Below are 13,166 nucleotides of genomic sequence, written 5' to 3'. Positions count from 1 at the left end.
TTTTCTGAATAGGCTCAGGTCCGTTTTATATCCTCCGGTGTCTCGCCCTCCTCCAGAAGCCAGGCGTCCATGCCATGCATGATACGCTTCTCCTCGGACGGAAGCTGCATGTAATCGTGATACAGACCGGTCAGATAGTGATGGTAATTGGACGGGGCAGGCATCTGTCTTCCCTCAAAAGGCACCATTACGGCTTTCCCGAATTTCTTTCTGGACATCCGTTCCCGGGGACCGTACCCCCACATGATACAGCCCACATAGGGGGTGCTCTCATAGGGGATCGCACTTGACAGGTCATCGATATCCTTCAGGAGCCTGGGCATGGGGTACAGGACCTTCAGCGCACCGATCACAGCAGGCTTGAACAGACGCTTAAGGGCTGTCTTTCCCTCGCCCTTTTTCGCGATCTTGACAAAGATCAGCTTCCGGAGCCTGAGGGACTTTTCATAGACGCGGCGGTTAGCAGTCTTGTCAACAGGATTGCCGTCGATCGGGAAAATATCCATCCAGATCTGGCTGATATTCTCCGCGCTGTCATAGTAGGGAAAATCAACAAAGGTCCGGGTATCCACCAGCTTGATAAAGGGATACCTCAGACTCCCGTCCCGATAGCTCAAAATTTTCATATACTCCGGGAAACCGGTCAGATCCAGCTCCTCCGGATGGAACAGACGCTCATAATCAGGCCTGGGCATCATGACATCAATGTCATCGTCCCAGGGAATAAAGCCCTGGTGGCGGATCGCGCCAAGCAGCGTCCCTCCGCCCAGCGTAAAATAAATGTTATTCCGGTCGCACAGTGCCTTGAAAGCGTCCAGCAGTTCCAGCTCCAGACCGCGGATCTCATCCAGTGTCAGTTTTTTCATTTTTGCTCCTGTGATTTGTAAGTAATGATTGCTTGAAAAAGAATTGTCGACGCGAAGACGGATCCCCGCAGGATCTGTCCTCTGCTATGCTGCTGTGAACTCCCGCTGCCGGTACACAGCCGGCGCGGAAAAAGCTTCATTTCTCCCCCGCCAGCAGCTGCTCCAGTCTCTTTACTTCCGCCGCACTGTTATAGCCCTTTTCCGTAAATTCGTCAAGGATCCGTTTAAACAGAGGGTCCTGTAAGCTCTCCGGCCGGGGCTCTGCTTCTTTTAGCATACTCAGGACCCGGTCCGCCCAGGCAGCAGGTCCCTCTTCAAGCGGTACAAAGTGTAAAAGGTCTGTGACCGCGATATCCTCAGGAATCACGTTGGCGGAAGCAAGCGTCGGCAGTCCCGCCGCCTGGGCTTCGAGCCCGGCGATCCCCAGTCCCTCAAAAACAGAAGGAAAGAGGAAGAAATCCGAAGCGCCCAGATATCCGGAGACATCCTCCGCGACACCTGCAAAGCAGACCCGACTCTCGATGCCCCTGTCCCGTACATGGGCGCGCAGCATAGTCTCATCCTCTCCCTGCCCCACCAGCAGGAGCCTCGCCTGCGGCATCCGGGGCAGAAGCTCCGCCAGGACATCGACCGCGAATTTCTGGTTTTTCTGGAAATGCAGGCGTCCTATACAAGTAAGAATACAGGCATCCTCCCAGCCGAGTTTCGCCCGGATTTCTTTTCTCAAAACGATCCCGGCCTGGATCTTTTCCACGTCGATAGCATTGCGGATCACGACCGCGGGATGCCGCAGCTCACCCTTGCCGCCGCGCCCGGCGTAAAACCATTTCGCCGCATAGTCGGAGCATGCCCAGAAGTCTGTGGCATACTTTCCCAGCTTAGAACGGTTTGCCTCATGGAGCATACCGCGGAGCTTTGTGTCCATGTTCTGAGCGTTATGACTGTGGATGATCCGCTTCGGGATCCCGTATTTTACGGCCAGTTTCAGATAGTCTATATTGGCCAGGCTGTTCACATTCACCCAGATCGCCTGATATTCCCCGGCATGCTTCACGAAAAAGCTTTCCAGCTCCCTTTTAAACCGCAGGGGGTTCCGGCGTCTTGACGTAAAATGGATCGTGCGGCCTCCCATCCGGTGGATCTCATCCTCAAAGGCGACCGGATCGTAGGAATTGCACAGAAAATCAAAGTGAAACCGCTCCAGGTCGATCCGCCGGTAATAATTCATCAGAAAACTCTCGACCCCGCCGGGGTTTTCTGTCATTCCAAATACAAGCACATTATACATACCTGCCTCCCGGGGAGCTGGTGGGATATTCACACAGCCTTCCTTCAGTTCACACAGCTTTCCTTCAGTTCACGCAGCTTTCCTTCAGTTCACGCAGCATTTCTACAGCCAACGCAGCTTTCCTTCAGTTCTCAACCCTGATCCGCAGCCCCTGCATGATCCGGGACTCATTCTCTATGACACATTCTTCAAATGGCCCGGCGCCCCGGACAGCACAGCCCCGCCGCAGATCTTCGTCCTGTCTATTTTACCACAACACGGTGCTTTTATGATTATGAATAGGGTCATGCCCGAATTTCATGTTTCTGGTCATGGGCGGGTGCCCGCAAATCTGTAGGAATAAACTACGCGCTGCTCCGCGCCACGGGCGCTCTCGCATCGTTCCAGCCACTCGGATTCCGCTCATTTTGCCTGTCTCTTCATTCAGGTACTGCTGTCAGACAACGGTCCTCTGTATTCCAGACAGAGCATGGTGAGATCATCAAACTGCTCCTCATTCTTTACAAATCTGTCCACGGCTCCCCGCACATTTTTCAGGATCTGCTGCGGCGGCGCATCAGGATCTATGTTCAGAGCATCCACCAGACGTTCTGTGCCGAAAAGCTTCTTATCGGAATCCGTCGCCTCAGTCACTCCGTCAGTGTATAAAAACAGCTTGTCTCCAGGTTCAAGACGAATCTCATATTCCGGGTACTTTATGCCCTCCAGGCCGCCGATGACAAGGCCGTGTCTGCCTTTCAGCAGGGTAAATTTTCCATCTTTCATCACGGCAGGATATTCATGACCGGCATTTGCCGCACGAATGATCCCGGTGCTGATTTCCAGGATCCCGACCCAGATTGTGACAAACATCTCCAGCTTATTGTTGGAGCAGAGCGCCTCATTGGTCATGGTCAGAATCTCCGAAGGATTATTTTCCAGCATGGCAGTATTCTGCAGGATCGCTTTGGAGATCATCATAAACAAAGCGGCAGGAATCCCTTTTCCCGAGACATCCGCAATGGCCAGGCACAGATGATCGTCATCGATCAGATAAAAGTCATAGAAATCGCCGCCCACCTCTTTGGCCGGATTCATGGACGCGTAAATATCAAATTCCTGCCGAAGAGGAAACGGCGGAAATTCATAGGGCAGCATACTTTCCTGAAGTTCAGAGGCCATTTTCAGCTCCCTGCTGATCCGTCGTTTTTCCTCCTCCTCCCGGTGTTTTTTCTCCAGGTCAGTCATTTTCCGGCGGAAATACATACTGACGGCCTGCGCGACAAGAAAAACGGCCAGAAGGGCTGTCAGAAGTATAAACCAGGCGTTCTCATACAGAGCCTTTTCCTTGACGATCTGAAAGGAAAACGACCGGTTTCCGCGGCCCATGGAATCCTTGAGCTCCATCACGAACCGGTAGGTCCTGCCGGGCAGGTTTGTATAATCGACCGGTCCCAGATTGCTCCGGCTGACTGTGTTTTCAGACTGGTCAAAGCCCTCCAGATAATAGGTCACCAGGGGATTTACCAGTGAATAATTATAGACATAGCTGTAGACCGTCAGTTTCCTGGCTTTGGAAGAGACAGTAAAAGCGCCCTTTTCATCGGGATAGATCCTGACACCGTCCGCGTCAATATAGGGGACGGCGACCTTCAGCCTGTTGACGTTTTCAAAAGGCTTTTCGATATTGACTTTGGCAACACCGGTCGTCCCCGCGATATACAGGTCTCCTGTGCCGGTGAGCTCGCTGTAGGAGTTTGCGGTCGTGATACAGGGCATCCCGTCCGACCTTCCGTAATGCTGGGGATCCATTTTTCCGTTCCTCAGTAGTTCTTCTCTGCGCAGAACATAAATTCCGTTACTGCTCAGGATCCAGAACTCCCCGGCTGAGTTCTCATAGAGGTCAAAATTGTTGGAGTAAGGGAAATTATTCAGAGTCGTGATCTGATAATCTTCATCCATAACGGCAAGGGAATTGCCTGTTACGATCCAGTAGATTTTATCCTTCGAATCCGGCTTGATACGCATGACCGCTTCCGAGGTCAGGCCCTGCGCGCGTCTGATCTGACGGACCATCTTTTCTCCGCTGAAGACAAAGATACCTCCTCCGTCGGTTCCGATGAGAATATCCCCCTTGTCTGTCTCTGCTACAGTCAGGACCTCCGTATTGGTAATACCGTCCTGTTCACCGTAGCTCCGGGTCACACGATCCTTCTCAATGACATTTACACCGCCTGTGCAGGCGACGAGCATGGAACCGTCCCTGCACTCGTAAACGATCCTCACCTGATCGGAGAAGAGGCCGTCCTCCACCGTAAAAGCAGTCAGTTTCCCCTTATCATACCTGAGGAGACCATGGCTCCTCCAGGTGCTGATCCACAGGCGTCCCAGGCTGTCCTGTATGATGGACCGGATACGGCAGCCGTCCAAAAGTTCCACAAGATCAGCTGCCTCCAGAGGAACACCGGAAGCAGTCACGGCTTTGGTAAGTGGAATTGAGGAAACGACTCCTTTTTCATCCAGGACTGTCAGCCCTGTATCTGTGGCAATGAAGAGCCGGTTTCCATACCTGCAGGTGGAATTGACCACCGCCTCCGGCAGTTTGAAGCGCTCAAAGATATTGGAAAACTGATTGGGCACAATCTTCATAACGCCCTGCCGCGTGGAGGTAAACCACAGGTTGCCTTCATAATCTGTCATGACGTGACCGATGGAATTGTCCATGGGAATGTTTTCCAGTTTGTGAAAGCCTTTTTCATCCATGACCCCGATCCCGTTTCTGGTACAGATCCAGAGATCGCCGTCGATGTATTCAAACTGCTGGACCTGGGACAGCGGTGAAATGTCCGTTTTTTTCAGCACTTTCAGAGAATCTCCGACACTGCAGGAGTAGATACTGGAATCCCCCGTTGCCATATAAATATTTCCGGGATCAGCGGGATCCGGAAGTATACAGTTGATCCTCCCGGCCTTCTTGTCTTTAAACTGCAGATAACGGACTGTTTTTTCATTCTCCAGAATAAAGATATCTCCGCTGTTATCCAGACCGTAGACAGTGCCGTCCGCTCCTTTTCTGAGTTCGTGTATAAAGGAATCCTTAAGCTCCAGATCATCCAGAACGCGGAAATTCATTTTCTGATCGACCGACGCGATCCCGTCCGTAGTCGCTATATAAATCAGACCGTCCCCTCTCTGCAGAATAGAACGGATCGATGTGGATTTAAGTCCGGCCTTCTCATCCCAGCAGCGGAACTCTCCCCGCTCCATCAAAAAGACGCCGCTCTCATTGGTACCGATCCACAGGCGGTTTTCCCGGTCCACATAGAGGCACTTCACACTTGCGATCCCGGTGGAGGAGTCCATGCGTTCAAAAGTATTCCCGTCAAAACGGATCAGCCCGCTGTAACTGCCGATCCAGATAAATCCCTCTTCTGTCTCCGCGATGGCGTTTGCCTCGGAAGTAGGAAGACCGTTCATACTGTCGTACAGCACCGCCGAATACCCTTCTTTGAGTCCGACAGGGTCGACAGACGAATCAACGTTCAGATTCCCCGAGGCATTCAGGGTCTCCTGCGGCACTTCGCTGTTCCCGCGCGCCACAGCGGCCGTCAACTGGAGCAGAACAAAGAATATCAGGATACAGTTGATAATTTTTCCACATCTTTTTATCATTCTTGCACACCCTGCCGCCGGCAGATCAGCGGCCAAAGGAGAAATATCCACAAACAGAGCAGACAGTGTTTCCGGTCGATCAGGCTGAGCCGCAGTATGACCATGAAACGTGAAGATACTTCATATTTTTCATAATTGTGGCGGGTCTGGTCAATGGGTGACCGGCAGCGTGAGGGGTTAAGACCGTTCTTTTTTCGCGTTCTGCATGACCCGCGCTTCGTAAACAGCGGCAGCAGCGGGATACAGGCCGCTTTTGATCAGGCGGATAGGAAGAAATCTCGCCCCCTTGTGGCGCCTGGCGTCAAATCCGAGGAAGGCTTCCGCAAAGGGTCCGTCTTCCCTGATCTCCTTCATCCTGCGGATCTTCTGCAGAAATTTTTCAGGACTGTCCAGGGAAAAGACCTCCCGGACCATGAGCAGATTGAACTGCATCAATCCGTATGCTGAAAAAGCCTGCCGGACGGACAGGGGCTGTGTCTGCAGGCAAGCCCTGACAGCGATCAGAGAGTCTCTGTATCCCTCCTCCTTTTTTCCGTCCCATTTCCGGACCACAGAAACATTATCCGTTGAATAATGATAGACAGGCCGGTCAGAAAGACGGATCCGCCTGCATAAAAAGAGATAGCGGATCAGGAAATGGCTGTCCTCGGAGAGTCTCAGGTTCGGGTCAAACCTCAGCCTGCCATATTCGATCCTCTCCCGCCTGAAGAGCTTGGACCATACCGCCGTATACCGTGTGGGATCCTCGATCATACGTACAATAATCTCTTCGATTGGCCCGGTCTGTGACTGATCATCATCGACATTTTGTTTTCCGGAGAACAGCTTCTTTCCGGAGACTGCACCGGCAGAATCCCCAGCAGTATTTCCTGCAGTATTTCCTACAGTTTTTCCTGCAGTTTTACCTGCAGTTTTTCCTGTAATATCCCGGGTTCCTGAAAGTTTCCCCTGCGCTCCGGTTCTGACCGGTTTTCCCGTATACCGCTCACCCTCCGGCCCGCAGACATGAACCCTGCGGTTTCCCGCCTCATAGCTGTGGACGATCAGGTCAGTCCCCGTAAAGTGCAGGTCATCAAGGAGCACAGTTCCTGCCCCCTCAAGGAGATAATCATCGGCGTCCAGAAACAGGACCCAGGTCCCCCTTGCCTCTTTCAGCCCCCTGTTGCGGGCATTGGAAACACCCTTTTCAGAACGCAGAAAGCGGACTGCCCCCGGATGCTCCAGTTCCAGTGTCCTGGCAAGGAATTCTGTTCCGTCTTCCGACCCGTTTTCTACGATCAGCACCTCATAGCGGGAAGCAGGAGCATCAGCCCTGTCACTGGTCCGGGCAGGCTCCCTCTCCGGATTCCAGGCCTGTTCTCCCCTTGTCTCAGGCACCTGTTCCGGATTCGCGGTCTGTTCGCCCTTTGTCTCAGGCACCTGTTCCGGATTCGCGGTCTGTTCGCCCTTTGTCTCAGGCACCCGTTCCGGCTCTCTGAGATGCACAGCATCCGCCGGGTTCCCTTCACCCGCTCTGCTGCCTGCCTCCGGAGATGCCCCTGACTTTCCTGACAGCAGCCCCAGTTCCCTGCAGGCACTCTCCACAGCCCGTCTAAGCGTTTTTTCCGCATTGTGGGCAGGGATGATGACGGAGATCTCAATAGTACCCAGAGTATTCAGATGTGTCCGAAAAGTCTTGTTTTTCATATCCGCTTCCCCCGGTTCAGGCGCTGACCGTAATTACTTTTGAAAGTTGCACATGTTATTTGAAAATCATTTAAGAAACAGTTTCGATTTTTGTATGATCCGCGATGAACATGGCATCACCAAAACTAAAAAATCTGTATCTTTCTCTCACAGCTTCTTCATAAGCCTTCAGCACATGCTCCCTGCCTGCGAAGGCGCTGACCAGCATGATCAGGGTGGATTCCGGCAGGTGGAAATTTGTGATCAGGCCGTCCATCGTCTTAAAATGATAACCCGGATAAATAAAAATCGAAGTGTCGTCGCTGCCGGCGTGGACGATCCCGTTCTCATCCGCCGCGCTCTCAACAGTGCGGCAGCTGGTCGTGCCGACGCAGATGACGCGGCCGCCTGCCTGGTGCGTGCGGTTGATGAGGTCCGCGGTTTCCTCCGGCACGTTGTACCACTCGGTATGCATGGTATGCTGCTCCACATCGTCCACCTTGACCGGCCGGAAGGTACCTAAGCCGACATGCAGGGTCACAAAGCCTGTCTGAACCCCAAGCGCACGCACCTCATCCAGTAATTCCGGTGTGAAATGCAGACCGGCTGTGGGAGCAGCCGCGGATCCCTCGTATCTCGCATAGACTGTCTGATAGCGGCCGCGGTCTTTAAGCTTATGTGTTATATAGGGAGGCAGAGGCATCTCTCCGAGCCGGTCCAGGACCTCCTCGAAAATCCCCTCAAATTCAAAACGCACCAGGCGGTTGCCGCCCTCCACGACCTCCAGGATCTCAGCCTTCAGGCTCCCGTCGCCGAATACTGCCCGGGCACCGGGCCTGAGCTTTTTGCCTGGCCGCACGAGGCACTCCCAGACATCCTTTTCCATGCGCTTTAAAAGCAGGATCTCTATAGAGGCGCCGGTGCCCTCCCTTTCGCCCAGAAGTCTCGCCGGGATCACCTTCGTGTCATTGAGGATCAGCGCGTCCCCCGGGTGAAGATATCGAAGGATATCCCGAAAAGTGCCATGTGTGACCTCTCCGGTGTTCCTGTCCATGACCAGGAGCCGGGAGGAGGATCGGTCCTCAAGCGGATCCTGGGCGATCAGTTCCTGGGGCAGCTCAAAATAGTAATCCGCCGTGCGGTGCCCGACGGGCACCGCAGGGGAAGGTGTTTGTGTAGTGTTCATTTTGTTGGTCCTGAAAAATCCGCCTTATCACATATTCCTCATATCCATTTTCTGCAGAAATGCCTTGTACCCCTTATAGGCTTCGTAAATGTCCGCCTTGCTGGTCGCCTCCCAGGGAGCGTGCATGCTGAGCACTGCCACACCGCTGTCGATGACGTTCATGCCGTAAAGGGCAAGGATATAGGCAATGGTGCCGCCGCCGCCCAGGTCGACCCTGCCGAGCTCCGCCGTCTGGTAAAGGACACTGGCGTCGTCCATGACCTTGCGCAGGGCGCCGAGGTATTCCGCGTTCGCGTCGTTGGAACCGGATTTGCCGCGGGCGCCGGTGAATTTGTTAAAAACCATACCACAGCCCAGGAAGCAGGCGTTTTTCTTTTCAAAAGCAGCCGCATAGGAAGGGTCGAAAGCAGCGCTCACATCAGAGGAGAGCATAGCGCTGTTGGCAAGGGTCCGGCGGAGAGCAAGCTCGGAATACTGGCCGCAGAGAGACATGACCTCTGCGAGGGCATTCTCAAAAAAGCGGGACTGCATGCCGGTCGCGCCGACGCTGCCGATCTCCTCCTTGTCCACGAGCAGGGTACAGCTCGTGCGGGCAATATCCGTTACTTCCATCTGGGCGCGGAAGGAGGGGTAGGCGCAGACGCGGTCGTCCTGCCCGTAGGCAAGCACCATGCTGCGGTCCAGGCCGGCATCTCTGGCCTTTCCTGCGGGAACGATTTCCAGTTCCGCAGAGATGAAGTCCTCTTCCTCAATCCCATAGACGTCCTTGAGGATCTTGAGGAGGGCTTTGGTCACTGTGCTCTTTTCAGAGGCTTTTTTATCCGCCGTTTCATCCTTTTCTCCCTTTTTCACGGGCTTTGTGTCGGCATCGATCACCACAGGCTGGCTGCCGATGATCAGATCCAGGACTTCACCCTCGATAAAGGTGGAAGCGTTCTTTTTCATCTGGTCCTGGGCAAGGTGGGGAAGCAGGTCCGACACGAAAAAGACCGGATCGTCGTCCTCTTCACCGATATTTACGAGGATGGTCTCCCCGCTCTTTTTGACCACGACACCGTGAAGGGCCAGAGGAAGTGTCACATACTGGTATTTTTTTATCCCGCCGTAATAGTGGGTATCCAGATAACCGATCCCGCCGTCCTCATAGAGAGGATTCTGCTTGACATCCAGACGGGGGGAATCGATGTGGGCACCGAGAATATTCATTCCTTCTTCGAAGGGCTTCTCGCCGATCCTGAAGAGGGCCATGGACTTGTTCATCCACACACTATAGACACAGTCGCCCGCTTTCAGCTCTTTTCCTTCCGCGATCGCGCGCCCGAGCTCAATGTAACCGTTCTTTTCCGCTTCTTCTACGAAGTAATCAACACACTCGCGCTCTGTCTTGCCTTCATCCAGAAAGCTCTTGTAGCCTTCCGCAAATGTCATGCAGGCATCCTGCGCAGCGAGATCATAAGTATTCCATGCGTTTAATCGTTCCATAATGTCTCCTGAGGTTAAAAATATAAATACTTAGTTATAGAATTATTAGCTGTTATTTCAAAATACAATATAATGTTAAATCTATTCTATTTCAAAATATATACAGTTTCAAATAGAAACTGTAAAAACAGGCCGGGAAGACCTGTGTATTCTCCCCGGCCTGCATATACGCGTGCTCAGTTTCATCCCGCGATATTCAGGTTCCGAATATTGACATCTGTAGTTTCCGGAGATCGGACTCCGGGAAAACCTGATGTTCAGGCCTCCTGTTATCCTGATCAGCTGCGGAGCTCGATCCCCAGGCTCTCCAGGCCGTTCAGGATCTTCTTCATGGCCGCAGTGATCTCGGCTTCCTCAAGGGTCTTTTCCTTGTGGCGGAAAACGAGGTTATAGGCCATGGATTTGAAGCCGGGACGGACCTGGGCACCCTCGTAAATATCGAAGAGGCCGTAGGACTCAAGGATCTTTCCGCCGCGCTGGGCGATAATCGCTTCGATCTCTCCTGCCGTCACAGCCTTGGGCACCAGCATACTGATGTCCCTGGAAACTGCCGGATACTTGGCGATTCCGGTATAATGATAATCAAAAGCAGTGTGAGGAATGACGCTCTGCAGGTCTATGACCGCGATGATCGCACGCCCGCCGATTCCATAGGCACCTGCCGTATCAGGGTGGACCTCACCGAAGTATCCCAGGATCTCATCCTTGTAGCGGATCAGGGCCTGGCGGCCGGGATGCAGGAAGGGTCGACCTGCCTTCGGGTCGCAGACCATTTTTTCCTTCATGCCGACAGACTGGAAGAACTCCTCGATCACGCCCTTCATGGTGAAGAAGTCGCCTTCTCCATACATGCCCAGGGTGAACATGGAACGCTCGTCGGGGAGCTCGGTGAGAGGCAGAGCCTTCGGGATGTAGACGTTGGCGAGCTCAAACAGACGGGCATCCTTATTGCGGCGGTTGTAGTTGGTCGCAAGACTGGTCAGCATGCCATTGAGAGGAGTCGTGCGCATCATGGAAAAGTCCTCGCCCAGGGGATTCGCGATGCGGATCGCCTGACGCTCGGGGGCATCCTCCGCAAAGAGCAGACGGTCAAAGACCTTCGGGCTCTCGAAGGAATAGGTCATGGCCTCGGAGAATCCGTTGAACATGGCGATCTCACGGGCCTTGTCCTGGACGCGCATCTTGTAGGTCAGGCCTCCCATCATGGATTCGCCGCCCGGCAGGGTCATCGGGATATTTTCATAACCGGTGAAACGGGCTACTTCCTCGGCCAAGTCGCACATGGCTTTGACATCCTGGCGGAAATAAGGGACGACGACTTCTTTTTTCTCAGAGTCATAGTCCATCTCCAGCTTCGCGAAAATGTCGAGCATGGTCTTCTCATCGTAATCAGTGCCGAGGAAGGCATTGATATCACCTGCATTGAAGGGGATGCGGACGCGGTCCGGGATGGGCTCGCAGACATCGGCAAGGCCCTTTACGGGGACACCGCAGCCCAGCTCCCGCATCAGCTGGCAGGCGCGGTTGACCGCCGCCTCGGCGTTGGTGGGATGAAGTCCCTTTTCAAAAATACCGGACGCATCGGTGCGGAGGCCGATCCTCTTGGCGGACTTGCGGATATTGGGACCGTTGAAGGTCGCGGACTCGAAAAGAACGGTCTTCACTTCGTCCGTGATCTTGGAGTTCTCACCGCCCATGATACCTGCAATACCGATCTCCTTTTCAGCGTCGCAGATCATCAGGACATCGTGGTCCATCCGGCGCATCTGGCCGTCCAGGGTCTGGAACATGTCTCCGTCCTGCGCGCGGCGCACGACGATCTTGTGTCCCTCGACCGTATCGAGGTCAAAGGCGTGCATGGGCTGGCCGTATTCGACCATGACATAGTTGGTGATGTCGACCAGATTGTTGATGGGACGGATCCCGCAGGCAGAGAGCCTTCTCTGCATCCACCAAGGGGAGGGGCCGATCTTTACATCCTTGCAGACACGGGCTGTATAGCGGCTGCACAGGTCGGGATCCTTTACCTCGATGGAAATATAATCATTTACATCTCCTTGCTCGTCGGCTGCGGGGGTCACATCAGGCTCTTCAAAAGGCTTTCCAAAAGTAACTGCCGCTTCGCGCGCCACGCCCAGAAGGCTGTAGCAGTCCACGCGGTTGGATGTGATCTCATATTCAAAAACTGTATCCCTCAGACCCAGGAGCTCCAGGGCATCCATACCGGGTTTCACGGGGTTCATTGCGCGGGCTTCCTCGCTGTCCAGCTTTCCGGCAGCCGCCAGCGCACAGGTCTCCGCCTCTGTCACGGGGCCGAGGGCCTCGGGGAAGATATAGATGCCGTTCTCAGGAGCCTCGGGATAGGCGTTGTGGTCGCTTCCCAGCTCCTCGATGGCGCACATCATGCCTGCGGACGGAACGCCGCGGAGCTTGCCGGCCTTGATCTTGATCCCGTTCTCAGGGAGGGGGCCGCCGTCATGTCCGCCGGCCACACGGCCGCCGTCCAGGACCACGGGAACCAGCGCGCCCTCAAAGACGTTGGGGGCACCTGTGACGATCTGCACAGTCTCTTCTCCCACATCCACCTGGCAGACGACCAGTTTGTCCGCATCAGGGTGCTTCTCGATGGACAGGACCCTGCCCACCACGATTTTTTCCAGATTTTTGTCCAGACGCTCGACGCCGTCCACCTTGGTGCCGGTCATCGTCATCCGGTCATTGTATTCCTTATCGGTGCATTCCAGCCCCGGTACATATGCTTTCAGCCATGAAATCGGTGTATTCATTCTAACTAAACCCTTTTTATTCCCTTTCTTTTCCCGGAACCGGTCCGGGAGCTTTACAACATCCGTTTTGAAAAAACGATTAACCCTTTTCTCAAAGTCTGTTTTCGGGAAACAGCAAAAAGCCTCTGCTGCTTTCCTTCAACACAGTTCTGTCAACACAGTATTTTTACTGTTCCGCTGAATCATCTCTGCCAAAATAAGAATCTGATAAATAAGATAAATAACAGTTCTTTCCGCCAGAT

At 53.8% G+C, this 13,166-nt stretch carries 7 protein-coding genes; all 7 read right to left on the bottom strand.

The window, feature by feature from the left end:
• Positions 1–14: 14 nt before the first annotated feature.
• The 7 genes from BLT02_RS06875 to pheT all read right to left on the bottom strand — a co-directional run bounded on the left by BLT02_RS06875 (position 15) and on the right by pheT (position 12,924).
• Positions 15–866, bottom strand: a complete 852-nt coding sequence (locus tag BLT02_RS06875; RefSeq protein WP_092992904.1) for a LicD family protein — start codon at positions 864–866, stop codon at positions 15–17.
• A gap of 136 nt (positions 867–1,002) precedes the next feature.
• Positions 1,003–2,154 carry a glycosyltransferase family 1 protein gene (locus BLT02_RS06870; RefSeq protein WP_092992902.1) on the bottom strand — a complete coding sequence of 384 codons (1,152 nt, stop codon included), beginning with the start codon at positions 2,152–2,154 and terminating at the stop codon, positions 1,003–1,005.
• 423 nt (positions 2,155–2,577) lie between these two features.
• Positions 2,578–5,805, bottom strand: coding sequence for a SpoIIE family protein phosphatase (locus BLT02_RS06865; RefSeq protein ID WP_092992900.1), 3,228 nt, complete (start codon positions 5,803–5,805; stop codon positions 2,578–2,580).
• Between the two features lie 177 nt (positions 5,806–5,982).
• Positions 5,983–7,491, bottom strand: a complete 1,509-nt coding sequence (locus tag BLT02_RS06860) for a glycosyltransferase family 2 protein (protein WP_092992898.1) — start codon at positions 7,489–7,491, stop codon at positions 5,983–5,985.
• A gap of 70 nt (positions 7,492–7,561) precedes the next feature.
• Entirely contained in the window at positions 7,562–8,656 is a 1,095-nt protein-coding gene (gene queA / locus BLT02_RS06855) for a tRNA preQ1(34) S-adenosylmethionine ribosyltransferase-isomerase QueA (RefSeq protein ID WP_092992896.1), read from the bottom strand.
• 27 nt (positions 8,657–8,683) lie between these two features.
• Entirely contained in the window at positions 8,684–10,138 is a 1,455-nt protein-coding gene (locus BLT02_RS06850; RefSeq protein ID WP_092992894.1) for an aminopeptidase, read from the bottom strand.
• Positions 10,139–10,416: 278 nt separating this feature from the next.
• Complete coding sequence (gene pheT, locus BLT02_RS06845; protein ID WP_092992892.1) at positions 10,417–12,924, bottom strand: phenylalanine--tRNA ligase subunit beta; 2,508 nt, start codon at positions 12,922–12,924, stop codon at positions 10,417–10,419.
• Positions 12,925–13,166 lie beyond the last annotated feature (242 nt).

Source organism: Sarcina sp. DSM 11001 (assembly GCF_900101015.1).
In the GTDB taxonomy this organism is placed as follows: Bacteria; Bacillota; Clostridia; order Lachnospirales; family Lachnospiraceae; genus CAG-791.
The sequence above is the reverse complement of the archived record's forward strand: the minus strand, read 5'-3'. Positions and strand labels throughout refer to the sequence as shown.